We start from the raw sequence: 25880 nt of genomic DNA, 5'->3' as shown, positions 1-25880 counted from the left end.
AATATCAGCGCAAGTCCATAACAGCCCTGTCACAGGTTTTTATGAAAAAAACAGGCGGCACAATGGCCGCCTGTATCAGCATATCTTATCAACATGCCCGGTTTTCAGACACTGCTATTTCATACCAAGCGTCTGTGGCAACCACAGCGTAATCTGCGGCACATAGGTAACCAGCCCCAGAAATACCAGAGTTGTAATAATCCAGGGCAAGGTGGATTTGGTAACCGCCGTTAACCCCATTTTTGATATGGACGATGCCACATAAAGATTGAGCCCGACCGGTGGCGTACACAGACCGATCTCCATATTCACCACCATCATCACCCCGAAATGCACCGGATCAACGCCAAGCTTCACAGCAATCGGAAACAGGATCGGCGCCATAATCAGCACCACCGCCGACGGCTCCATCACCATTCCTATCAACAGCAGGATAATATTCACCATCAGCAAGAAGCCGATCACGCCAAAGCCCTGATCAACAATCCATGCGCTCATTTGCTGGGGGATCTGCTCGGATGTCAGAATGAACGCAAACATCACAGCATTGGTAATAATATAAAGCAGCATCGCGCTCATTGCCGCTGAGGAGAGCAGCACTTTCGGCACATCGCGCAGCTTGATATCCTTATAGACAAAAACGGCAATCACAAAAGCATAGACAGCAGAAACCGCCGCAGCCTCCGTGGGGGTGAAAATACCGCCGTAAATACCGCCCATAATGATAACAATCAGCATCAAACCCCAGATGGAAGCACGAAAAGACTCCCAGCGCTCACGCCAATTGGCTTTCTGCATACGCGGATAATCGTTTTTCCATGCACGCCAGATTGTTGTAGTGCCCAGCATTGCTGCAAGCAACATGCCCGGTATAACCCCGGCCATAAACAATGTGCCAATGGATGCAGACATAACCGGCGCGCCATCCGGCCCCGTTACCACCATGCCGGACGTTGCCACCGCATACATCACCATCACAATTGATGGCGGAATGAGAATACCCAAGCCCCCGGACGTGGCAATAATACCGGTACCAAATTGTGCAGGATAGCCCTGTTTGACCATAGCCGGAATCAGAATAGAGCCGATAGCCATAACCGTTGCCGGAGAGGAGCCGGATATCGCCGCAAATAATGAACAGGCGGCAACCGCGGCCAGCCCCATGCCGCCATACCAATGGCCAACCATGGAAGTTGCAAAACGGATCATTCTCTTGGCCACGCCGCCATGGGTGAGAAAATTACCGGCCAGAATAAAAAACGGGATTGCCATAATCTCGAATTTTTCGATACCGGTGAACAGCTTAAGCGCAATCGAATCCATCGGAATTGAAGTAAAGCCGAACAGGAAGGTAAAAACCGTCAGCCCCAATGCAATGGAAACCGGCATCCCTGTGACCAGCAACAATGCCAGAATAAGAAAAATAATCAGAGCGGTCATTGAGCGGCCTCCTCATCCTCAAGCCCGTCAACATGGCCATGATCATGATGAGCGATCGCACCTGTGGTAAGATAAATCCACAATGCCTGAATAAAACGGAAACACATCAGTGCGGAACCAAGCGGCACTGCGAGATAAACAATCCACATCGGCATTTCAAGATCAGCCGAAATCTGGCCGGTCTTGGAAATATGCCACACAAAATCCGTGCCGATCCACGCTACAATTGCGGTAAACAGAATACAGGCCAAAAATGCGATAATAATCATCAGCCGCTGGTTTTTTGGCGACATCCGCTCCACCAGCACATCAACGCCGACATGAATGCCAAGCCGCACCCCGTAGGCTGCGCCAAATTTCGCCATCCAGACAAACAGATAGATACAGGCTTCCTGTGCCCAGGTCAGGTTGATAGAAACCAGCCAGCGATAAAAACTGCGGGCATAGCCCTGTAACTCAATAAAATTACTGGCCCGTGCCCAGGACAGGACATCAGCCACAATGCCAACAGAATAACGATGAACAACCGCCACAAAGATCAGCACAACGGCTGCCGCAATCAGAAAAGAGAGCAATATTTCTTCGAAACGGTCGAGGATACGCAACACCATAGGATGCTCCTCAGATGAACAGGCACCCTTTGCGGGTGCATTTTTTGCAAATTAAGGCACGCCCGCCAGACACCGCCACGGCCGGCACATGCAACAATAAAAACCGGTAAGGAATAGTTTTTACGACCTGAACAATACATGGCAAGGCAAGCCCGCTGCCAATACATGATCAGCAGCGGGTGCCTACCGAGCATTATTCTTTCATGCCGACAGCTTCATAAGCCTGTTTGATCAGGTCTGCGCCCACACGATCAGCCATTTCCTTATGAACCGGCTTGAGGGCTGCAACCCATTCCTCACGCTCTTCCGGTGTCAGTTCGTAAAATGTTGTCGTGCCTGCCGCTTTCATCGCCGCCAGTGAATCATCATTCTCTTTCTGGGCAATTTCATTGGCATAAGCAGTGGCTTCTGTCATAGCCTTATCAAGCTGTGTGCGCACATCATCCGGCAGGCCTTCCCAGAAAGCCTTATTCACGATCACCGCATAGCCCAGATAACCATGATTGGAGACAGTGGCATGTTTCTGCACTTCATGCATTTTCTGGGTATACATATTGGATGGCGGATTTTCCGTTCCATCCACAACGCCCGTTTGCAGCGCCTGATACACTTCAGAGAAAGCCAGCACCTGCGGCACAGCGCCAAGCGCCTTCATCTGCGCTTCCAGAATCTTGGAAGACTGAATGCGCATTTTCAGGCCAAGAAAATCATCCGGCACATGCAGCGGGCTGTTGGCAGACATTACCTTGAAACCATTATCCCAGTAAGCAAGCCCCTTGATGCCCTTGGCATCCAGCTTATCAAGCAGGGCACGGCCAACCGGACCATCGGTGATTTTGCGCAGATCTTCATAATCTTTCATAATGAAAGGAAGATCAAAGACCTCAAATTCACGCACGCCAAGCGGGCCGAATTTTGCCAGCGACGGCGCCAGCATCTGCACTGCGCCAAGCTGCAGGGCTTCCAGCTCTTCCTTGTCCTTATAGAGCTGGGAATTTGGATAAACCTCAACCTTCACCTTGCCGTCCGTATAGGCCTCAGCAAGTTCCTTGAACTTCTCCGCACCCTTGCCCTTTGGCGTATCAGGTGCCACAACATGGCTGAATTTAATGGTAATCGCCTGCGCAATGGCAGTTGTGCTCACCCCAAAAGCGAGCATTGCAGCAAGACCGGCAGTTGTCAGAAATTTCATTGAGCGGCCCTCCCAAGCCTGCATAAATAAACAAGAGTGCCGGCAGATTACGCCGGACAATCTCTTCATTGAAGGATAACCCTGGATACACTCCTTAAAAGGAGCGGAGCCGCAATTCTATTGTGGAAACCCACAATATATCTATTGTGGTTTACCACAGGCATAAAGGCAGCCGGTAATAAAGGACGATCAAATAACCTATGAGACTTCGCCGCGCAGCAACACATCCGCAACATCACAGCCGCCCTGCCGCCGGCCGGCGCAGTTCCATGCGCGATTATACGCTGGTTATTCCTCTGGTCGCCATTTTGCTGATTGTAACCCTGGTTGTTGCACTGATCTGGATGACCTCGCGCGGCGACCGGTCAGAAACAGAGAGAAAGCTCACCACAGATGCCCTGTGGGTAGAGCAATATTTGCGCTTCCAGCTCCAGACTTTTGAAACCGAATTGCAAGGTCTTGGTGCTGATATTGAGCGCGAGCCGCAACAAACAGATAATTTACGCCTCAAAGCGCAGCATCTTATTGCAATTCATCCGGAGCTTATTGATATCAGCTGGTTTTCGCCCGAAGGGAATCTGCTGGAAAGCGCACCGCCCGGCCTCAATATTATTGCCGATTATAAAGCATCACTGGCCGAGCACAGCCGCCTGTTTGGCAAGCCGGTCTATTCTCCGCCCCGCCATACCAGCGAGGGCTGGGTTGTGGACATGATCGCCCCTGTCTACCACAATAACCGCTCTGCCGGCACGCTCTGGCTGATCATTTCTCTGGACAGGTTGCTGTCCCGCAATGTGCCATGGTGGGTTGCCGGCAAATATCAGGTTTCACTCACAGATTCCGGCGGCAATCCGCTCATTTCCAAATCCAGCATCACGCCAACCGATGATCAGGCACGCCATACAATCTCCTTTGATCCGCCGCTAACCGGCACCTATATTACTGTCACGCCTTATCAAAGCCGCACAGCACTTGGCCCTATTGTTATTTCAGCAGCCATTATCGGCCTGACTATTCTGGTGATTATCAATCTCTGGATGGCCTATCGCCAAAACCGCCGCCGTGCGGCGGCAGAACATGCCCTGCGCACGGAATATGCTTTCCGTCAGGCCATGGAAAACTCTCTGACAATCGGCATGCGCGCCCGCGACCGCAACGGCCGGATCATCTATGTTAATCCTGAATTCTGCCGCATGGTTGGCTATGAGGAAAAACAGCTGATCGGCATGATGCCGCCCCACCCTTACTGGGCGCCGGAAATTGTTTCAGAGGGTATTCAACGCCAGAATAATATGCGCAGCACCGGCATTGCCCCGCGTGAATTTGAAACACGCTTTATCCGTCCTGACGGTGAATTGATTGATATTCAGGTCTATGAAGCCCCGCTGATTGATGCCGATGGTCTTCATATCGGCTGGATGGGCTCTCTGGTTGATATTACCGAGCGTAAAAAACTGGAAGAAGCACGCCAGACCGAGGCTGAAAAACTGCAGCACAATGCCCGCCTGATTACAATGGGTGAAATGGCCTCGACGCTGGCACATGAACTGAATCAGCCGCTTGCCGCAATTACCAGCTATGCCACAGGCAGCCTCAACCTGCTCAAATCAGGCACAATGCGGCCGGATGAGCTGACCAGCGCCCTGCAGAAACTTTCTGATCAGGCACAACGCGCCGGCACAATCGTGCATCGGGTGCATGATTTTGTGCGCAAACGTTCTGTCACACAGGAGCAGCATGATCTGCGTAAAATCCTGCAGGATGCCGCAAGCTTTGTCAGTGCCGATATGATAAGGGGCGGCGGCCATATTGACATGAAACTGCCGGATGCGCCGGTGCCGGTGCGCGCTGATGCCGTGCTGATCGAGCAGGTTTTGCTCAATCTGATACGCAATGCCCGCGAAGCAGCGGCAGGCCTGCCCCGCAACCGTCAGATTTTACATATCAAACTGGAAACAGATGAGACTGAAGCCATTGTTACCCTTACCGATCACGGGCATGGCATTCCCGAAGGCATGGAACATGAAATTTTCACGCCTTTCATTTCCTCAAAATCGGAAGGTATGGGAATGGGGTTGCCAATCTGCCGTTCCATTCTTGAATCCCATAAAGGGCGGCTATGGCTGCTGATAACACCCGATATACAGGGGGCCAGTTTCTGCCTCTCGCTGCCGCTGGCATCCGGAGAAATACGACAATGACCGTTCATATTGTTGATGATGATGAGGCTATCCGCGACAGCCTGTCATGGTTGTTCCGCTCGCGTGGTGTTGGTGTAACCACATGGCCGTCGGGTGAGGCTTTTCTGCAGGCCTGGTCGCCGGATATGCATGGCTGCATCCTGCTGGATATGCGTATGGATGGCATGTCCGGCCTTGAGGTTTTTGACCGGCTTATCAGCCTTCATGCCCGTCAGCCGGTGATTTTTCTCACCGGTCACGGTGATATTCCGCTGGCTGTGGAATGCCTCAAACAGGGCGCTGCGGATTTTCTTGAAAAGCCTTTCAATGATAATAATCTGGTCGATCGCGTGCTGGATGCCCTCAGCAAGGCCAAAGAACGCGCCGCCTCAGACCGCCAACGGGAAGCGTTGCGGCGCAAACGCGCACAGCTCTCGCCGCGTGAAAATGAAGTCTTGTCGATGATACTGGAAGGCCTGCTTAACAAGCAGATTGCCGATAGGCTGGATATTACAGTGCGCACGGTTGAGGTGCACCGCGCCCATATTATGGAAAAAATGAATGCCCGCAATGCTGTGGAACTGGCGCGGCTCATCAGCCTTGCAGAACAAAACTGAACCGGCGGAGGCTGCAGCCTCCGCCGGCTTGAAATTTATGCATAAATGATCAACAGGTCTTTTGCATCAATTTGGTCACCGGCGCGCACCAGCACTTCGGCAAGCACACCATCGCGCTCAGCATGAAGGGCGGTTTCCATCTTCATCGCTTCGATAGACAAAAGCACATCCCCCGCCTTTACGCTCTGCCCGCCGGTAACCGCCACAGTTGAGACAATGCCCGGCATTGGCGCGCAGATATGGTTCTCATTATTCAGCTCAGCCTTGCGCTTTGCCCCTTTGACGGCACCGCGTGTGCGATCCGGCACCTTAATGCGGCGAGGCTGGCCATTGAGTTCAAAAAACACTGTAACCTTTCCCTGATCATCCACATCACCCACCGCCTGATTGCGGATAACCAGGGTTTTACCCCGTTCAATCTCAACAAAAACTTCCTGCTCCTGCGCCAGACCATAGAAATAAACCGGCGTCGGCAGCACACTCGTCGGCCCGTAAAGCGCCTGCGCTGCAGCAAAATCGGTGAAAACTTTCGGATACATCAGATAAGAGGAAAATTCCTGATCACTGATTTTGCGCTCCAGTTTTGTTTCCGCTTCCTTGCGCTCTGCAGCAAGGTCAGCCGGCGCAAGCAAAGATCCGGGGCGGTTTGTAAACGGCTTTTCACCCTTGAGCACCTTGGCCTGTAACTGTTTGGGCCAACCGGCCGGAGGCTGGCCAAGATCCCCGCGCATCATTGAAACCACAGAATCGGGAAATGCAATATCCCTGTCCGGATTGAGCACATCAGCTGTTGTAAGATCCTGACTGACCATCATCAGCGCCATATCGCCCACCACTTTGGAAGACGGCGTGACCTTAACAATATCACCAAACATCAAATTCACATCAGCATAGGCCTGTGCCACCTCATGCCAGCGGCTTTCCAGCCCCAGCGAGCGTGCCTGCTCCTTCAGATTGGTAAATTGTCCGCCAGGCATTTCATGTAAATAGACTTCCGAAGCAGGGCCTTTCAGATCGCTCTCAAAAGCTGCATATTGGTTGCGCACCGCCTCCCAGTAAAAGGAGATCCGGCGAATTGAGGCCGGATCAAGCTGCGGATCACGCTCATTGCCTGCAAGCGCCTCCACGATGGAGCCAAGACAAGGCTGTGATGTATTGCCGGAAAGCGCATCCATAGCCGCATCCACCGCATCCACGCCGCTCTCAACCGCCGCCAGCACCGTTGCCGCCGCAATGCCGGATGTATCATGGGTATGAAAATGAATCGGCAGATCCGTTTCCTGCCGCAGGGCTGTAAACAACAGACGCGCAGCCTGCGGTTTCAAAAGCCCGGCCATATCCTTGATGGCGATAATATGCGCACCCGCTTTTTCCACTTCGCGCGCCAGTTTCAGATAATAATTCAGATCATATTGCGGGCGGGCGGCATTCATCACATCGCCGGTATAACAAATAGCTGCCTCGCAGAGTTTGCCCTCTTCCAGCACCGCATCCATTGATACACGCATATTCTCAACCCAGTTGAGACTGTCAAAGACGCGAAAAAGGTCAATCCCGCCGCGCGCTGCCTCACGCACAAATTGTGTCACCACATTATCAGGATAGCTCTTATAGCCAACACCATTGGCACCGCGCAGCAGCATTTGCAGCAAAAGATTAGGGGCGCCGTCGCGCACCTTGCTCAGGCGCTCCCACGGGTCTTCGGTGAGAAAGCGCATCGCCACATCAAAGGTTGCCCCGCCCCAGCATTCGAGCGAGAACAGGTTTGGTAGTAAACGGGCATAGGTTTCAGCTATCTGCACAATATCATAAGTGCGCATCCTTGTGGCAAGCAGCGATTGATGGCCATCGCGCATTGTCGTATCGGTGATAAGAACCCGCTTTTGTTCACGCATCCATTGTGCAAATTTCCGCGGTCCCAGTTCGGCAAGTTTCTGCCTTGTGCCACTTTGAATTTCACCATCCCCCACATAGGGCACTTTCGGCGCTGCCGCATTGGCAGCGGGCATGGCGCGCCCTTTGGTTTCCGGATGGCCATTCACGGTTACATCGGCAATATAGGTTAAAAGCTTGGTTGCACGATCCTGCCGTTTTACATGTTCAAACAATTCCGGCGTCGTATCAATAAACCGCGTGGTATAATCATTACTGCGAAATTTAGGATGAGTGATAATCGCTTCCAGAAAGGTAAGATTGGTTGATACCCCGCGAATACGAAACTCCCGCAGCGCACGATGCATACGCAGGATCACCTCTTCCGGCGTTGATGCCCATGCTGTTACCTTTTCCAGCAGCGGATCATAATAGCGGGTAATAAATGCGCCGGAATAGGCCGTGCCGCCATCCAGACGAATGCCAAAACCGGTTGCCCCGCGATAAGCGGTGATGCGCCCGTAATCAGGAATGAAATTCTGCTCCGGATCTTCCGTGGTAATACGGCATTGCAGGGCATGGCCGCGCAGCACAATTTTATCCTGTTCCGGCACACCGGATTCCGGCGTGCCGATAGCAGCCCCTTCAAGAATGCGAATCTGCGCCTTGACAATATCAATACCGGTAACCTCTTCCGTCACCGTATGTTCTACCTGAATGCGCGGATTAACCTCGATGAAGTAGAATTTTCCCGAAGCAACATCCATCAGAAACTCAACCGTACCTGCACCAATATAATGCGTGGCACGGGCAATTTTCAGCGCATAACCGGCAAGTTCCTGACGCTGCGCATCATTAAGATATGGCGCCGGCGCGCGTTCCACCACTTTCTGGTTGCGCCGCTGCACAGAACAATCACGCTCAAACAAATGCACGGCATTGCCATACATATCGCCGAGAATCTGCACTTCCACATGGCGCGCCTGTTCAACAAGCTTTTCAAGATAAACTTCATCTTTGCCAAAGGCGGCTTTGGCCTCGCGTCTGGCCTCTGTCACCTCGCGCTCCAGATCGCCGGCCGCGCGGATCACACGCATGCCGCGCCCGCCACCGCCCCACGAGGCTTTGAGCATTAAGGGATAACCAATATGATCAGCGATCTTGTGCACCTCTGCCATATTATCCGGCAAAGGATCGCTGGCCGGCACCACCGGCACCCCGACCTCAATGGCCAGATTACGTGCAGCAACCTTATTGCCAAGGCGGCGCATCGTATCTCCCTTGGGGCCGATAAAAATAAGACCGTTTTCAGCGCAGGCATCAGCAAATTCGGGGCTTTCCGATAACAAGCCATAGCCTGGATGAATGGCATCGGCTCCGGAAAGCCTGGCAACGCGGATCACTTCCTCAATTGAGAGATAGCTCTCCACCGGCCCCAGATCACGCGGCAAATGCGGGCCGCGCCCCACCTGATAGCTCTCATCCGCCTTGAAGCGATGCAATGCGAGTTTATCTTCCTCTGCCCAGATTGCCACGGTTTTCATGCCAAGCTCATTTGCCGCGCGAAACACGCGGATGGCAATTTCAGAGCGGTTTGCGACAAGAATTTTACGGATAGGCAAGGCAGGTCTCCCTCACTGCAGATATATAATAAGCCGCCGCGCCCGATCCGTGAACGCAGCGGAATACGCCGCATAGTGAAAAATTTTTTTGCAAAAGAACAGCAAAATTACGACGAAAAATAACAATGCCCGGCACATGTGCCGGGCATTGTTATAATCTTTTAAGGAAACAATTTCGTTGCATTTTCATGAGAGCCATCCCCTCATGCCGCAACATGTCTCTGCATCATATAATCATTTCTTCTGGAAATAATTATATTTGCCATCATCACCCTTGCGCCATTCAAACATCACATAAGGCGAAAGATTCGGATCTCCCTTATCGTCATAGGAGATATCACCAAGAACCGTTTTGAACGGGCCTTTTTCTTTCATGGCTTTTGCAACTTCCATCGGGTCATTGCTGCCTGCCGCATTTGCCGCAGCAGCAAGTGACTGAACCGCCGCATAGGAATAGAAAGTATAGGCTTCCGGCTCAAAACCCTTATCGCGGAACTGCTTGATCAGCTCGGCATTAGCCGGATCCTCACGCGGATCAGGGCCAAATGTATTGAGAACTCCATTAACGGCATCACCGGCAATTGAAGCCAGCTCATTCGAGACAATACCATCACCGGAAATGAACTGCGCTTTCAGATCCTGATCGCCCATCTGACGGATAATCAGGCCGGCCTCCGGATGCAGACCACCCCAATAAATCACATTAATGCCATCACGTTTCAGCTTGGCAATCAATGCGGAATAATCTTTTTCACCGACATTGACACCTTCATAAGCCGTTTCCTTGATGCCAAGATCATTCATTGCCTTTTTGGTGGCATCGGCAAGCCCCTGACCATAAGGGGTTTTGTCATGCACAACTGCAATTTTGGCATCTTTAAAATGTTCGGCAATATATTTTGCTGCAGCCACGCCCTGATTATCATCACGGCGGCAGGTGCGGAATGTGTTCCACAAACCACGATCCGTATAAACCGGATTGGTTGTGCCGGGAGCAATCATGAGAATGCCGTTTTCCGCATAAACATCAGAGGCCGGAATGCTCACACCGGAATTAAAGTGCCCAATAACAAACTGCACGCCATCGGCAGCAAATTTATTGGCGACAGACATGCCCTGCTTGGGATCAGAAACATCATCACCATATACCAGAACGATTTTTTCACCGTTCAGGCCGCCCTTTGCGTTCACAACCTCAACAGCTGCCTCAACGCCGTTTTTAATCTGTGCGCCATAGGCGGCGCCACCGCCTGTCAAGGGTGCACCAACGCCCACAAGAACATCAGCCCAGGATGAGCCGCCAAAAGCAAGCATCGCAGACAGTGCAACACCACAGAACAGAGACTTTTTCATATTTCCTTCTCCCATAAATATGCCCTGGAGCCTGATCCGTTAAAACGAAACCAGATTCCGAATATCGCCGGATCCCGGCAATTTTCTGCCGGAACAAATATTCCGGCAGAATCTCCTCCCTGAAACAGCCTGTATTTTCAGCGCACCGTCTGCATATTCGCTGAAGCACCAGCCAACCATACTGTTTCAGGTTTGAAGCCGGCAAATCATCCGGCTTCCTGATATGCAATGGGCAAACTATTGCTGAATGTAATTATATTTACCGTCAGCACCCTTTTCCCATTTATACATGACATAACCCGGCAGTTTCGGATCACCCTTTTCATCATAGGAAAGATCACCCAGCACGGTTTTGAATGTATCCTTTTTCAGCTCCTTGGCCACAGCTTCCGGATCATTGCTGCCCACAGCCTTAATGGCATCTATAAGCGTTTGCATCGCCGCATAGGAATAAAGCGTATAGGCTTCAGGTTCAAAACCGGCATCGCGGAATTTTTTCACCAATTCGGCATTGGCCGGATTATTGCGCGGATCAGGGCCAAATGTGTTCAATGTTCCTTCAACCGCATCGCCGGCAATAGAGGCAAGCTCATTGGAAACAATACCATCGCCGGAAATAAACTGCGCCTTCAGTCCCTGATCCCCCAGCTGACGGATAATCAGGCCTGCTTCCGCATGCATGCCGCCCCAGTAAATGACGGAAATACCTTCCTGCTTCAATTTGGCAATCAGGGCTGAAAAGTCCTTTTCACCAACATTCACCCCTTCATAAATCGCTTCCTTAACACCAGCTGCATTCAGGGTTTTCTTGGTTTCATCTGCAAGCCCCTGGCCATAAGGCGTTTTATCGTGGATCACCGCCACTTTTGCGCCTTTAAAATGATCGGCAATATATTGGCCGGCAACCACACCTTGCTGGTCATCGCGGCCACAGGTGCGGAACGTATTCCACAATCCCTGCTCCGTATAAACCGGATTTGTACAACCTGGCGATATTTGTACGATGCCATTTTCAGCATAAACCGTGGAGACAGGAATACAGACACCGGAATTGAAATGACCGATGACATATTTCACGCCATCCGCTGCAAACTTATTGGCAACGGAAATCCCCTGTTTGGGGTCGGAAACATCATCACCCAGTGTGAAAACAATTTTCTCGCCATTGATACCGCCCTGCGCATTGATAGCCTCAGCCGCAGCTTCAGCCCCTTTTTGAATCTGCAGGCCATAAACCGCATTCGGGCCGGTCAGCGGGGCGCCGATACCAACAAGAATATCCGCCAAGGCCGGCCCGCTGAAAGCAAACAGCGCCGATACCGCCACACTATAGAACAAAGATTTTTTCATAATAACTGCTCCCATTATAATTTATTTTCATATAACAGCGCCGTAACCGCCGTATTATTTATCAAGGCCAAACAATCATTTCCATTATGCCATGCATAACTTCAGTGATTATTCAGATCATTTTATTATCAGGTAAAACCGGTTTCCCGGGCATGCTGGGCATGGACCTTCATCCATGGCCTTTACAATACAGCCCTCTCCCCAAAAAGAACTATATTGCAATCTCTTTATCCGCGCCCGCTCGCTAGACATTAAACGGGAGCGGATAAATTTTTATAATAAAATAAGACCTTATTGTTTCTCTTTGTAAGATAATGGCGAGGTTTTTTCATAGAGCCAGCTATACTGGCGCACCATTTGCTTGACCTTGGTAAAACGAAAACCGATTGTTCCGATAACTGCAAGAACCACCAGATCGACCAGATAATAATGGAGCGACAATAATGAGCCTTCAAACATTGCATAGTGAATAAAGCGCACCATTGCAGTCAAAGGCAACAAATATAACAAAAACATTGCATAAGGCCGCCAGGTCTGGGCACAAGCCCGGCCTGTCATCCATGCTGCCCAGCCGCCAAGCACACAAGTAATCAGCAAAAACAGCCAGAATGATGGCTCTTCATAGAGAATGCCTTGCATCAGTTCATCTCCTCGGTTCACCTGTCATCTTTTAAGGATCAAGTGAGTGGCAATGCAGGCTTTTGTTGAAAAAACCGCATTGCCTGAAATATATTAAAACGCCGGACACACAAAAATTCAGTGTATTGTCAATGGCGCCCGCCCTCCAGATAAGCCGCACGCACTTCAGGATTTGCCAGAAGCTCCTGCCCGCTGCCGCTCATGGTAATCACACCATTGACCATCACATAGCCGCGATGTGCCAGCTTGAGCGCACCAAACGCATTCTGCTCCACCAGAAACACTGTGAGACCGGTTGTGCGGTTCAGTTCCTTGATTGCCTCAAAAATCTGCTTCACAATCAACGGCGCCAGACCAAGCGACGGCTCATCCAGCATCAGGAGTTTTGGCCGTGCCATCAGCGCACGTGCAATAGCCAGCATTTGCTGTTCACCACCTGATAATGTGCCGCCACGCTGATTGATACGCTCTTTCAAACGCGGAAACAGATCAAACATCAGCCTCACATCTTCATCAAAATATTTTTGATTATCGAGGCTTGCACCCATCTGCAGATTTTCCATCACGCTCATACGCGGGAAAATGCGTCGCCCCTCAGGAGATTGAGCAATACGCAGCTTGGCAATATTATGCGGCGGCATGGATGTAATATCCCTGCCCTCAAACAAAATACGGCCGGAACGGGCACGGGGAGATCCGAAAATCGTCATCATCAGCGTGGATTTTCCTGCACCGTTAGCGCCGATCAGCGTGACAATTTCCCCTGCATTAACAGTAACATCCACACCTTTAAGCGCACAGATATTGCCGTAATAAGTCTCAACCTTATCAATAACCAGAAGCGGGTTCTGAGCCTGCATCATTTACCCCCCTCGGATTTCTTTTCATTCTCGGATGTTTCATGGCTGGAGGGAACCTGCCCTGCCTCAACACGGGTTGAAAACTCCGTCTGTTCGCCCTTTGCCAACAAACGCGCCTGCCCCACCCAATCTTCACGGGTTATACGGCCATCAAAACTTAAATAGGTTTCAGCCTGCTTGATGTCGGCTTCATTCCAGGCGGCGATTTGATCAAAATGATAGATACCATGCGCATTGAGCTTGGCTTCATTCACGCTGCCAATCCCCTTGATCAGTGTCAGATTATCAGCCGTGCCGTTGCGCGGTGCATCAAGGCTGCCGGCAAAACGCGCTGCATGCTTATCATCTGCATTTACACCGTCTTCTGCATCAGCCAGTTGCACCACCAATTGATCAACAGAGGCAGCATCTCCAGCCTCTTCAATCAGCTCATTCACTTCCTCGTCATCAACGCCGAGATAGGCTGCAATCACCTTCGGATCATTCTGCACAAAATGCGGTGCGCCATCAGAGATTTTTGTGCCATATTCCAGCACAATCACATGATCGGAGATCTCCATAACCACCGACATATCATGCTCAATCAGCAAAATGGAGGTGCCGGTTTCATCGCGAATATCCAGCAGCAGCTTATTCAGCTCCGCCGATTCACGCGGATTAAGGCCGGCCGCCGGTTCATCAAGGCAAAGCATTTCCGGATCTGTACACATGGCTCGCGCAATCTCCAGACGGCGCTGATCGCCATAGGGCAAATCCCCCGCCGGATCATCGGCACGATGGGTGAGATTGATTTTCTCAAGCCAAATACGGGCTTTTTCAATCGCCTCGGCGGCCGCCTTCTTATAGGCAGGAAAACCAAGCAGACCAAGGAATGTATATCCCGAAGAGGTCATCAGCGGATTATGCTGCGCCACCAAGAGATTTTCCAGCACTGTAAGCCCCGTGAACAGGCGGATATTCTGGAAAGTACGGGCAACTTTGGCTTTTTTGGTAATCACAAAATCCGGCATCCGTTCCAGAAGAAAGCGGTCACCATTTTTATGATGCAGACTCACCATGCCGCCTGTCGGCTTGTAAAAACCGGTCAGGCAGTTGAATACGGTGGTTTTTCCGGCACCATTCGGCCCGATCACAGCGGTAATCTCACCGCGTCTGGCTTCAAAGCTTAAATCATTGATCGCCACCAGGCCGCCAAAGCGCATGGAGAGATGTTCGACAGACAAGATAATGTCGTTTGTTTTATTCGGTTCAGCAAGTTTTGATTTTGCCATTGTTATTGTTCCCGCCATCAGCCGTGTCCTTCCTTGGTAAAGGAGCCGGATACCAGCTTGCGTTCATTAAGGAAGGCGCTTGGTTCACGATGCCCGACAAAACCGCGCGGTTTCCAGACCATCACCACAACCATCGCCAGACCAAAAATCAGCATACGATAAAGCTCAGGAGTGAAATTCGGGCCGAAAATTACTTTCAGGAATGCAAGTTCACGCAGGATTTCAGTGCCGCCGATCATCACGATCGCCGCTATGGCAATCCCGATCAGTGAGCCCATACCGCCAAGCACAACAATGGCCAGAATGACCGCAGATTCAAGGAACACAAAGGATTCCGGGCTGACAAAGCCCTGACGCGCACCAAAAAACGCACCGGCAAAACCACCAAACATCGCACCGGTTGCAAAGGCGGTCAACTTGGTTGTCGTTGTATTAATGCCAAGTGCCCGGCAGGCAATCTCATCCTCACGCAAAGCCTCCCATGCACGGCCAATCGGCATACGGCGCAACCGCACGGTCACCCAGGCAGTCAGCAAGGCCAGCAGCAAAATAACATAATAGAGGAAGATCTTATAATGCGCCGCAGAAAATTGCAGGCCGAATGTCGCCGCAAAACCATCAGGTCCGGCCTTAAACGGAATGCCGAAAAATGTTGCCTTGGCAATGCCGGAAACACCATAGGTTCCTTTAGTAACAGCTGTCCAGTTAATCAGTACAAGCCGGATAATTTCCCCGAAAGCCAGCGTCACAATCGCCAGATAATCGCCGCGCAGGCGCAATACCGGAAAGCCCAGAATAATCCCCCAGAAAGCCGCAAGAATACCGGCAACCGGCAGCAGCGTCCAGAAAGACAAACCGAAATAAGACGACAATAACGCGTAGGAATAAGCCCCCACCGCATAAAAAGCCACATAGCCCAGATCAAGCAGGCCTGCGAGACCGACAACAATATTCAGCCCCCATGCCAGCATAATATAAATCAGGATCTGCACGCCGAAATTATCAACCCATTTCAGCGAGCCCTGAAAACCCAGCGCCGATACAATCAGCACCGGATAGATGAACAGGAACAAAATAGCGAGCTTGGAAAAATTGCGGCGGAAGAAAGATGGCTCTGCCGCAACAGCATGATGTTTTTCATTTTTCGAGCGGTTTGCCATATAAGGCACAAGAAACGCACGATGCAGGAAACGCCCGATACCCGAAAGCGCCACCAGCGTGAACAACAGCCCCCAGCGCTGCACCAGCACAAGTTCATTGTTAATATTCTGCTCGGTTTTAAAACCGACAATAAGAACAAACAGGCCAAAAGCGAGCAGTGCCGCGACAATTCCCTCGCGAATAGCTGCCGCAAAATCAGAAGGCTGCGCCTTGGGGGCAGAGCCTGATGAAATATGTTGTATATCCGCCATATTACACCTTTTCGACTTCTGGTCGGCCAAGAATGCCGGAAGGCATGAAAATCAGCACGATCGCAAGGATCGAGAAGGCTGCTACATCCTTGTAATCAATTGAGAAATAAGCAGACCACAGCGCCTCGATAAGGCCGATCAGCAGGCCGCCGATCACCGCCCCCGGCAAGGAGCCGATGCCGCCCAGAACAGCTGCGGTAAAGGCCTTGACCCCGGGAATAAAACCATCCGCAAAAGAAATAACGCCATAAAATGTCAGATAAAGTGTACCGGCTACGGCTGCCAGAGCCGCCCCCATCACAAAGGTCAGGGAAATGGTGCGATCCACATTAATACCCAAAAGCGAGGCCATTTTACGATCCTGCTCACAGGCGCGCTGGGCACGGCCAAGGGAAGTGCGGTTAACAATATACCAGAAAATCGCCAGCAAAACGATTGTTACAGCAATGATCATAATCTGCTTGTAGGAGACAATCACACTGGTGCCAAACAGGCTTACGGAATCATTGATCAATGCAGGAATAGGCTTGTTGCGCGGGCCTTGGGTGACCTGCACAAAATTTGACAATGCGATAGACATACCAATAGCGGTAATCAGCGGCGCAAGGCGGAATGAACCGCGCAGCGGACGATAGGCCACACGCTCAATTGTCCAGCTCCACAGGCTGGTCAGCACCATGGCAACAAGCATCATCAGCAATATTGCCAGAACCGCAGGCACAGCACCGATAAAGGTTGTTATAATCAAAAAAACAATAAGCGCCATGAAGGCACCCAGCATAAAAACATCCCCGTGAGAAAAATTGATCATACCGATAATACCATAGACCATGGTATAGCCGATAGCGATCAAGCCGTAGATCGACCCGAGCGTAAGCCCGTTGATCACTTGCTGGATAAAATATTCCATCGCAAAGTCACCCTTTTATGATCTGAATTATTGTCGCCCTGAGGGCTCTTCCCTTATATTTCAGATCGTTTACTCCTGCCGGCCCCGCCGCAAGACCAAAATCTTGCTGCAAAAATTGCCGAAATTTACAGAATTGTTGCCTGCCGTGTTCTGCATCTGCACAACACACAACAATCATTGCATTTTGGAAATTAACAATCCCCCGATTACTCCGCACCCCAGGCCCGGTGTGCCATTACACATTAAATATAGAAAAAACGACTAGTAATATAGTCTTATATCCTCCCGTAGCCTGAGCATCGGCTTTAAGATTACCCATAATTTTTTGCGGGTCAATCATCGCTTTTCAATGATATGTATAATTAAACAATGTTCTTTTTGCGACATCGCTAACAAACAACAAAACCATGGGCAAAAGGATCCCTGTCATCTATAAAAATTGTATTATAACCAGTCATGCGCGCCCAACCGGCAACGGAAGGAATTATTGCTTTTTTATCAACAAGTTGAGTTTCAGCTTCAACCCGCCCGTGAAACAGTGATCCTATCACGGATTCGTGAACAAAATGATCGCCGGTTTTCAACTCACCCCGTGCCGCTAATTGCGCCATGCGCGCCGATGTTCCGGTGCCACATGGTGAACGATCAATCGCCTTATCACCATAAAATACGGCATTGCGGGCATGAGCTTCCGGTTTTGTCGGCCTGCCTGTCCACAGAATATGACTGAGCCGGTTGATATTTTTCAGCTCCGGATGCTCAAAACGATATTGCTCATTAAGACGCCGGCGTAAAACCGGGCTCCAGCTGATCAGATCCAGCACCGAATAATCTGCCAGATCCGTATAATTTAGCTGCGCTTCAACAATAGCGTAGAAATTGCCGCCATAGCTGACATCCACCTTCAGCAATCCCAGATCAGGGCACTCAACCTCAAGCCCCTGCGCATAAAGAAAAGCCGGCACATTGGTCAGCCGCACACTCTCGACATATTGGCCATTCTGCTCATATTCAATGGCAACTTTTCCCGCCGGCGTGTCCAGATTAAGCCTGCCCGGTATTTTGGGCCGCACCAACCCGTGTTCAATCGCCATGGTTACGGTGCCGATTGTGCCATGCCCGCACATGGGCAAACAACCGGATGTTTCGATAAACAACACACCCACATCACAATCTTCCCGCGTTGACGGATAAAGGATGGAGCCGGACATCATATCATGACCACGCGGCTCAAACATCAAACCTGTGCGGATCCAGTCATATTCCGCCAGAAAATGCGCCCGCTTTTCCATCATGGTTGCCCCGTGCAGATCAGGCCCGCCACCGGCCACAAGCCGCACAGGATTACCGCAAGTATGTCCGTCAATGCAGAAAAAGGAATGTTTGGCCATAATAATCTCTCAATAATAGTCTCTCAAAACCGTTGCGGACTGAAATAGGTAACCGGCACTGCTGTTTCCTGATCATCCAGCAATTGGCAGACCAGACGCGCCGTTGCCGCTGATTGCGTCAACCCCAAATGCCCGTGACCAAACGCATAGACAATATTTTGCGAAGCGGAAGAAAAGCCGATTACCGGCAGACTGTCCGGCAAAGACGGGCGATAGCCCATCCATGCGCGCCCGCCCTCCGTTACAAGTTGCGGCAAAAACTGCTTTGCCTTTTTCAGCATGGCGCCGGAACGAGCATAATTGGGCGGCAATGCCAACCCGCCAAGCTCCACAGCCCCGCCAATGCGCACCCCGGTGGTTAATGGCGTGATTACAAAAGCATGGCCCGGAAAAGTCAGTTGCCGGCGCACATCCAGCGCGCCTTTCGGCAATGTTGTATTATAGCCGCGCTCGGTTTCCAGCGGCACCGGATCGCCCAGTTGCGCACTTAAATGATGCGACCAGGCACCGGCTGCAATAATCAGTTTTTGTGAATGTAGAACACTGCCATCATCAAGCGTTATTTGCGCCCCTGTGGCAGTTTTGCCAACAGTGCGCACAACCGCCTTGCGATAAGATGCGCCAAGTTTTTGCGCATAAGCCCATAATGCCTGACCATAAAGTTTGGGATCGGAAACATTCTTCCATTGCGGCACAAAACAACCGACCACAAATTGCGGGGATAATCCCGGCTGCAAGGCCGCAAGCTCGTTACCGCGCACAATCCTGTAATCAATACCGGCCTGTTTTTTCGCCTCCCAGCCCGGCATGGCCGCCTGCAACTCGGCCTCGCTTTCATAAAGTTCCAGATTGCCTTCATGATGGATCATGCCGGCCACACCGGCACGCTCTGCAAGCGCCAGCATTTCCGCTTCAGCAAGCCGCATCATCCGCCCCTGCGCTTGCGTGGTGATACCCAACGCCTGATCACTGCTTGCCCGCCAAAACCGATAAAGCCAGGGCAATAATTTGGGCAGATAAGACGGCCGGATTGCAAAAGGACCCAGCGGATCCAGCAACCAGCGCGGTACTTTTTTGATCACGCCCTTGGAGGCAAGCGGCAAAATTTCCGAAAAGGCAAGTGCTGCAGCATTACCGGCACTTGTCTCCTCACAAATACCGCTACGATCAAGAACCAGCACAGAATGACCAGCCTCGCTCAACAGGGCAGCAATCGCAATACCAACAATGCCCGCACCAATGACGATGATCTGACAATCATCATTGCGCCTCTCAACACCGACGTTGCTAACCGCTGCCATGCACCCCTCCCGCTTGCCGCTGATTATTATAATTAAATGGCAGGCTCTCCCGGTAAAACACCGCCCTTTGCGCAGCAACCATGGAAAAGCGCCTGACTTTTGTCAACAAAAGGTTGAGGGGGTCAGGGCGCTTTTTCATCATTTTAAAACTGCGGCAATTGCGGACGATTTTCCAGCGCCGTCCGGATGATTTTTTCAACCTGAACACGGCGCTCGCCGCTCAATGGCTGGCGCGGCATGCGCACACGATCATTGGACTGAATGGCGTGAACTTCGATTAATTTAAGATTTTGCACCAGATAGGTGGAAACATCGAGATCAAGCAGCGGGCGCATCCAGCGATAAAGCGGCAGCGCCTCATCATAACGCTTCTGTTTGATGAGCTGATAAAGTGCCACCGTTTCACGCGGCAACGAGGTAACAACACCGGCCACCCAGCCGATAGCGCCGGTTGTCAATGCTTCAAAGGCAAGATTGTCAACACCGGTAAAAAGGTCGAAACGGTCACCAAACTGGTTGACGATCTCAATGGTACGGCGAATGTCATCGGACGATTCCTTGATAGCCACAAACAGATCATCCTTTGCCAGTTCAGCAAGGCATTCACCGGTAACATCAACGCGATAGGCCACACGGTTGGAATAAATCATCACCGGAATGCCGCCTGCAGCCGCCATCGCCTTCAATGTTGCCACGGTTTCCTGCGGATTTGTGTGATAAATCGGACTTGGCACAACCATAAGCCCGTCAGCACCGGCCTTGGCCGCCGCTTTGGCTGCTGCGGCGCCCTCACGGGTACCGGCCTCAAAAACCGTCATCAAAACAGGGCGCTTGCCAGCAACAGAACGCGCAGTTTTAAAAACCTCGATTTTCTCCTCAGCGGATAGCATTGGCCCTTCGCCAAGCGAACCGCCAACCACAAAACCATCCACACCCGCATCTATCTGCAGGCCAAAGCAACGCTCCATTTCTTTATGATCAAGCGCATCATCTTCGGTGAATTTTGTTGTAAGCGCCGGGAAAATACCTGACCACATATCCTCTCCTCCAATTTTGATATATCAGTGATATATCTCATATTGCAGTGCACGTCAATTCAAATTTACACCCCTTAAAAAATTACTGAAAACCGTTTCACATCCGCTTCCTCATTCCCCTCATCTTGAGCAAACAGCCCCGCTCATGTATTTCTCGCACAGGATAATTCGTAAAGAAACGAAACGATAAGGACACCAAGCCTCGATGACAGGGCATATTTCACAGCCAGACAGCCAGCAAATTCCGGCAGCCGGCACAATCAGCCTTTCCGATCAGGCCTATCTTCTGCTTGAACGCTCTGTGGTAACACTGCAATTAAAACCCGGCTCTGTTATTAATGAACGCTTATTAATCGAACTGACCGGCATGGGGCGCACCCCTGTGCGCGAGGCCATTCAACGGCTCGCCTGGGAAGGGCTGATGGAGGTGCGGCCGCGCTCGGGCATTGCCATTACCCCGCTTGATCCGCAGGATTTTGCCAAAGTGCTTGATGCCCGTGAAGGTGTTGAACAGGTGCTGTGCCGCGATGCGGCGCGTTTCTCAGACCCGCACACCCATCAAAAACTGCGCGATGCAGCCTCCATGATGAAACAGGCTGCTGAAACGCAAAATATTGCGCTCTTTCTTGATGCCGACAAAGCCTTTGATGATGTGCTGGGGCAAGCCTCGCTCAACCCCTATGCCGCACGCCTTGCCGCTCCGCTGCAAACCCATAGCCGGCGCTTCTGGTACCGGTTGCGTCAGCAAAACAGCCTGGATGATTCAGCAGCCGCCCACAGGCGCATTATTGAAGCTATCGTTGCCCGCGATGAAAATGCCGCCATTGCAACTGCAAAACAGCTGATTACCTATCTGCGCACCCTTACCCCTTAAAAATTATGCTCAACAAGCCCCCCCCTGTTACCAACGGCCATGGGAAGCGTGCAGACCGGCGTTTTCAAAAACTTCAGGAACTTATCAGCCTCTGTTTCGTTAATACAACGAACAGGGGCGCAAATGTCTCCCGCTGCCGCAATCCGTCTGAAGGATATCAGCATGGCTTCCAAAATGCAGAATGAAATTGAAAAAACACTCGAAGAACAGATTGCAGATCTCAAAAGCGAATTGGAAATACTGACCGGCAAGCTGGCCGAACAGGGCAGCGCGGTCTATGATGATGTTCGTGAAAATCTGACCGGCAACTATAACAGGCTTCGTCGGCATGGCCGCAATGCCGCCCGGGAAATGCGCCATCAGGCACATTATGTCCGGCAAACAGCGCGCGAAAACCCGCTTGCCACAGCTGCGATCCTTGCCGGTATCAGCATTACCCTTGCCTTGCTGGCACGGCGCTGACAGACGGCCGGCCAACAACGCTGAATTATTGCAATAAGCTTCCTGCAAGCCGGCACAGCGATCGGCTTACAGGCAAATATGCTTATAACTGCACAATAATCCTGCCATCCACAAAGCTGGTGCAATTAAAAGACACTGCTTGCACACATTGCCCCCAATTCCCTTCAATCTTGATTCCCAGATCATCAAACAGATGTTTAAATGCCTGCAGCGCCTTTTCATCATGAGTACTAAGATTATTGATCCGCATACAGCGCATCAGAAAAATACCGGTCATGGATCTGTCTGTATTATAAAGCTGCCTCACAATATCACGCGATGCATCAATGCTCATATCCCGGCATGTTTTCGCAATCAGCGGGTGATCATTTGTTGCTCCCAATGTCTCAATTTCTCCGAGAAAACCGTTTAGATCCTCCATAAAACTTTCAAATAAAATTTTATTTTTTCTGATCAAATTAAAAAATTCCGCATTCCAATATGTACTATGAATCTCGTGTAATTTCGCATATGTTGATGGTAATAAATTACAACCTCTTAAAATTTTACTTTTAAATTTAAACAAAACAACAACCAATCTTAAATATATTTATAGTATAAAAATGAAGTGTCTTTATAAAACCGGATGAGATATATTTAAAACATCATAATCCAGCCTCAGATCAACGTAATCCATGGTATTCCCTGCACAATCACCCCGCCATGTTGACAACAATCACCGGCACGGCTGATTTTCCTGCCCTGAATACTGGCAATGGAAGAACCTTCCTGAATTTCATCCATTTGCCCGACACCGGCACAGATTGCTTTATCGGCAATGGTTGCAACCGGCACCCCGCAAACCGTAACAAAGCATTGTTGCGCAGTGATAATTGGCCCTCCAGTATGAGGAACCGGCACACCAGCCACTATTTCCGTCTGCGGGCAAATATGATTATGACCCAACAAGGCAACCGGCCTTGCAAACATACCTAACCTCTTGTAATGATTTTAGAAAATTTTTAAAACAATTATCAGCCGCAATCGGCCTGCAATTTTGTCATATCAAAACACAAGCTATAAACAAAACATAGCTAGCTTTCAGGCAATGTTTTCCTTGTCCCTTCACCAGCGCCGCCCTGCTGAAAATCGACATGATTACCCTGAATATCAATTTTCAAACCGTGAAGAATAATGCCGCTTTTATTCAGTTCAATATAACCGCCAGGAGCAGAAAGACGGATTGCGTTATCTGCAAAAAGCTCAATCTTTTTTGATTCAATATCCGTCACCTCACCGCTCAGCATTGTCAGTTTTTTACCAACCGTTGTAATCTGTTCCTCAGCAATATGGTTAAGATAAACCCCGCCGACATGAAGAACCTTGCCGCCGGCAATCTGATCGACACAGGCATGCCCGACCGTTGCGGAACGAAGCCTGGAAATCAGCGTATGGTGCTCTCCCTTGCCCTGAAAGGCTGAACCGGTCTCGTCTTGTATTCCGAGCCCGCTCTCGCCCTTCTCCGCAAGCCCGTTTTCTGAAAAGCTACTTTGCTTTTGCTCTCTTTTCTGCGGGATAAATCCCAGCTTTCCGCTTCTCAGTGCTTTTGCCAGAGCTTTCAGCCCGTCTCGCCCTACTCCGCTTGCAAGGCCGGCCCCCTGATCCAGCAAACAGGCGGTTTTACTGTTAAAGGGCGATAATTTTGCCAGAATTTTCTCTGCCTCCGCCCCTTGGGCACCAACAGCCATATGGGTTGAAGCTGAGGTCTCCACCCTGTAATTGCCATTAACCGAATAAATATGATCACCACCAATATTACTGATATAATCCTTGGCAATCTTGCTATGCCGGCTGCCGCCGACAATCTCTGTTCTTTCCTTCTGCGCAATTGTTGAAAAATTTTCCTTTCCCGCAGCATCCTCAAAAAATATTTCGTTAAATCCCTCGCCTTTATATGTCCTGGAGCGGATTGTCAGACGTGTTTTAAAATCAGGCAGCTTATAGGCAGGCATCGCTTTCGGGTTTACGAGCGAAGCTATAATGACCGGATGGTCAGGGTCTGCATTTAAAAAAGACACCGCAACCTCCGCCCCGACCCGCGGTATAATCTCAGCCCCGTATCCGGCACCATTCCAAATTTGTGCCACACGAACCCAGCATGTATCCGAGCCGTCTTTTTTGGCGCGCCTGTCCCAGGGAAACCACAATTTAACACGGCCATATTTATCGCAATAAATTTCTTCCTGTTTTGGCCCTGCCACAATCGCAATCTGCGTTGCAGCGCAACGCGGAGCCGGATGCGCAAGCTGCGGTATCAACGCAATATCAGCCGGAACAGCAGTAAAACTATTATGGTAATGAGGCGATTGCCGGCCTGATACAGAGCTTGCAACCGATATATGATGCGTAACACCTGTAATCACATAATCCGGCAATTGCCCGCCACGAGGAAGAAGCGGCGTAAATATGCGCGCCGGCGCTAAAAGATGTATGGCGCTTTTCCCACAGACCACACAATGCCTGGCCTCATCTGCCAGCATGCGTAATTTTTGCAATTGCTCCACCTGCTCGGCAGTATGCGCGCCGGCCGGATAGGCGAATATCCCCTTATCCGTAAAATCTGTACAGGTGACAAGCGAAGGCACCTGTGCAGCCACGGCAGCATCCGGCATTTCAAAATTCCAGTCGGCACCGCTATGTGAGGGCGGAACAAAACAGAATGTCTCCTGCCATTCATATATATGTTCCTGCTGAATATATTCCTGCCCGTCGCGCCTGTTATCGCGCTTCTCACTCAAAAAAAAGCCGGCAGCACCATCCTGCCATTCTCTGGCAGGCATCCAGGATGATGCCCGGTCACCTACGCATAATATGTGCTGTTCCTTTTCCCGCCGGAACCACCAGAACAAACCGGCCTGCTCCAGACGGCGAAAAAGATAATCAAGATCAGTTTCACCATATTGCACACTATAATCAATAATTTGCGGTGGTTGCCTGATCCGAAAATCAACAGCGGGAAGATTATATTCCCTTGTCAGGGTTTCCGCCACATCCACAGCACTCATATGCTGCCATATGCGATAATCCGGAACCTGACCAAGCCGCCATAAAGCCGGCCGTAATTGAACACTATATTGCCGCCCCCCTTGCCCGGAAGCTGACAGCATCCGGATTTTTGTAATAATTCCATCAAGAGAGCGGCATGTAGTATTTTTCTCACCCGCAACAGCACAGGCAAATATAATTTCAGCTTTACTGCCAATAATTTCCTGAGGAACAATATCTTCATCACAGCTAAAAGTGACATCAGCACAATATAGGTTATTTACCTGTTCAGTAATTTCCGCCTGATCAGCATGAATCTCCCCCGCAATGGCCGCTATTTCAAGGCGAAGACACCGATCTTTTGCACTGTAATCATCCTGCTGCACTGCAGACATCAGCCTTTTCCGCCATGATTAAATTTAAATAAAAATAAATCAGGAAATTTTATACAATGCTCAATTT

21 protein-coding genes are annotated in these 25880 nt (G+C 50.6%); 4 read left to right on the top strand and 17 right to left on the bottom strand.

The window, feature by feature from the left end; genetic code table 11:
• Positions 1-114: 114 nt before the first annotated feature.
• The 3 genes from ACSTTO_RS04575 to ACSTTO_RS04565 all read right to left on the bottom strand — a co-directional run bounded on the left by ACSTTO_RS04575 (position 115) and on the right by ACSTTO_RS04565 (position 3243).
• A complete protein-coding gene (locus tag ACSTTO_RS04575) occupies positions 115-1440 on the bottom strand; it encodes a TRAP transporter large permease (RefSeq protein WP_439271963.1) in 1326 nt (441 codons plus the stop codon).
• Complete coding sequence (locus ACSTTO_RS04570) at positions 1437-2051, bottom strand: TRAP transporter small permease (protein WP_439271962.1); 615 nt, start codon at positions 2049-2051, stop codon at positions 1437-1439. The genes ACSTTO_RS04575 and ACSTTO_RS04570 overlap by 4 nt, the downstream gene beginning before the upstream one ends.
• 193 nt (positions 2052-2244) lie before the next feature.
• Complete coding sequence (locus ACSTTO_RS04565; protein WP_439271961.1) at positions 2245-3243, bottom strand: TRAP transporter substrate-binding protein; 999 nt, start codon at positions 3241-3243, stop codon at positions 2245-2247.
• Positions 3244-3443: 200 nt separating this feature from the next.
• Here ACSTTO_RS04565 and ACSTTO_RS04560 point away from each other — a divergent pair, with 200 nt between their 5' ends.
• Both ACSTTO_RS04560 and ACSTTO_RS04555 read left to right on the top strand, forming a co-directional pair.
• Positions 3444-5444 carry a sensor histidine kinase gene (locus ACSTTO_RS04560; RefSeq protein WP_439271960.1) on the top strand — a complete coding sequence of 667 codons (2001 nt, stop codon included), beginning with the start codon at positions 3444-3446 and terminating at the stop codon, positions 5442-5444.
• A complete protein-coding gene (locus ACSTTO_RS04555) occupies positions 5441-6040 on the top strand; it encodes a response regulator transcription factor (protein ID WP_439271959.1) in 600 nt (199 codons plus the stop codon). Before ACSTTO_RS04560 ends, ACSTTO_RS04555 begins: the two co-directional genes overlap by 4 nt.
• 35 nt (positions 6041-6075) lie before the next feature.
• Here the strand turns inward: ACSTTO_RS04555 and pyc are convergent, their stop codons facing one another.
• From pyc to ACSTTO_RS04500, 11 genes are all read right to left on the bottom strand, one after another.
• The gene (gene pyc / locus ACSTTO_RS04550) at positions 6076-9534 is read right to left on the bottom strand and encodes a pyruvate carboxylase (RefSeq protein ID WP_439271958.1); all 3459 of its coding nucleotides are present in this window, start codon (positions 9532-9534) and stop codon (positions 6076-6078) included.
• 234 nt (positions 9535-9768) lie between these two features.
• The gene (locus ACSTTO_RS04545; RefSeq protein WP_439271957.1) at positions 9769-10887 is read right to left on the bottom strand and encodes a branched-chain amino acid ABC transporter substrate-binding protein; all 1119 of its coding nucleotides are present in this window, start codon (positions 10885-10887) and stop codon (positions 9769-9771) included.
• Positions 10888-11124: 237 nt separating this feature from the next.
• On the bottom strand, positions 11125-12237 hold the full coding sequence (locus tag ACSTTO_RS04540; RefSeq protein WP_439271956.1) for a branched-chain amino acid ABC transporter substrate-binding protein: 1113 nt from the start codon (positions 12235-12237) through the stop codon (positions 11125-11127).
• A gap of 291 nt (positions 12238-12528) precedes the next feature.
• Complete coding sequence (locus tag ACSTTO_RS04535; protein ID WP_439271955.1) at positions 12529-12876, bottom strand: DUF6867 family protein; 348 nt, start codon at positions 12874-12876, stop codon at positions 12529-12531.
• Between the two features lie 128 nt (positions 12877-13004).
• Positions 13005-13736 carry an ABC transporter ATP-binding protein gene (locus ACSTTO_RS04530; protein WP_439271976.1) on the bottom strand — a complete coding sequence of 244 codons (732 nt, stop codon included), beginning with the start codon at positions 13734-13736 and terminating at the stop codon, positions 13005-13007.
• A complete protein-coding gene (locus ACSTTO_RS04525) occupies positions 13736-15007 on the bottom strand; it encodes an ATP-binding cassette domain-containing protein (protein WP_439271954.1) in 1272 nt (423 codons plus the stop codon). The genes ACSTTO_RS04530 and ACSTTO_RS04525 overlap by 1 nt, the downstream gene beginning before the upstream one ends.
• A 17-nt stretch (positions 15008-15024) precedes the next feature.
• The gene (livM, locus tag ACSTTO_RS04520; protein ID WP_439271953.1) at positions 15025-16419 is read right to left on the bottom strand and encodes a high-affinity branched-chain amino acid ABC transporter permease LivM; all 1395 of its coding nucleotides are present in this window, start codon (positions 16417-16419) and stop codon (positions 15025-15027) included.
• Between the two features lies 1 nt (position 16420).
• Positions 16421-17329, bottom strand: a complete 909-nt coding sequence (locus ACSTTO_RS04515) for a branched-chain amino acid ABC transporter permease (RefSeq protein WP_439271952.1) — start codon at positions 17327-17329, stop codon at positions 16421-16423.
• Positions 17330-17718: 389 nt separating this feature from the next.
• Positions 17719-18720 carry a 4-hydroxyproline epimerase gene (locus ACSTTO_RS04510; protein WP_439271951.1) on the bottom strand — a complete coding sequence of 334 codons (1002 nt, stop codon included), beginning with the start codon at positions 18718-18720 and terminating at the stop codon, positions 17719-17721.
• A 23-nt stretch (positions 18721-18743) separates the two neighbouring features.
• The gene (locus ACSTTO_RS04505; RefSeq protein ID WP_439271950.1) at positions 18744-20021 is read right to left on the bottom strand and encodes an NAD(P)/FAD-dependent oxidoreductase; all 1278 of its coding nucleotides are present in this window, start codon (positions 20019-20021) and stop codon (positions 18744-18746) included.
• Positions 20022-20164: 143 nt separating this feature from the next.
• Positions 20165-21058: a dihydrodipicolinate synthase family protein gene (locus ACSTTO_RS04500; protein ID WP_439271949.1), complete on the bottom strand. Its 894-nt coding sequence runs from the start codon at positions 21056-21058 to the stop codon at positions 20165-20167.
• Positions 21059-21263: 205 nt separating this feature from the next.
• Between ACSTTO_RS04500 and ACSTTO_RS04495 the strand changes: the two genes are divergently transcribed.
• Together ACSTTO_RS04495 and ACSTTO_RS04490 are read left to right on the top strand one after the other, a co-directional pair.
• On the top strand, positions 21264-21932 hold the full coding sequence (locus ACSTTO_RS04495) for a GntR family transcriptional regulator (RefSeq protein ID WP_439271948.1): 669 nt from the start codon (positions 21264-21266) through the stop codon (positions 21930-21932).
• A 123-nt stretch (positions 21933-22055) separates the two neighbouring features.
• Entirely contained in the window at positions 22056-22394 is a 339-nt protein-coding gene (locus ACSTTO_RS04490; RefSeq protein ID WP_439271947.1) for a hypothetical protein, read from the top strand.
• Positions 22395-22476: 82 nt separating this feature from the next.
• Here ACSTTO_RS04490 and ACSTTO_RS04485 read toward each other — a convergent pair whose 3' ends face one another.
• The 3 genes from ACSTTO_RS04485 to ACSTTO_RS04475 form a co-directional block, all read right to left on the bottom strand.
• Positions 22477-22815 (bottom strand): hypothetical protein, encoded by a 339-nt coding sequence (locus ACSTTO_RS04485; RefSeq protein ID WP_439271946.1) that lies wholly within the window; start codon positions 22813-22815, stop codon positions 22477-22479.
• Positions 22816-23051: 236 nt separating this feature from the next.
• Complete coding sequence (locus ACSTTO_RS04480) at positions 23052-23363, bottom strand: PAAR domain-containing protein (RefSeq protein ID WP_439271945.1); 312 nt, start codon at positions 23361-23363, stop codon at positions 23052-23054.
• A gap of 104 nt (positions 23364-23467) precedes the next feature.
• A complete protein-coding gene (locus ACSTTO_RS04475; RefSeq protein WP_439271944.1) occupies positions 23468-25813 on the bottom strand; it encodes a type VI secretion system Vgr family protein in 2346 nt (781 codons plus the stop codon).
• Between the last annotated feature and the right edge of the window lie 67 nt (positions 25814-25880).

The organism is Pseudochrobactrum albidum (assembly GCF_051851455.1).
GTDB lineage: Bacteria > Pseudomonadota > Alphaproteobacteria > Rhizobiales > Rhizobiaceae > Pseudochrobactrum.
This window is presented reverse-complemented; position numbering and strand designations above follow the sequence as displayed.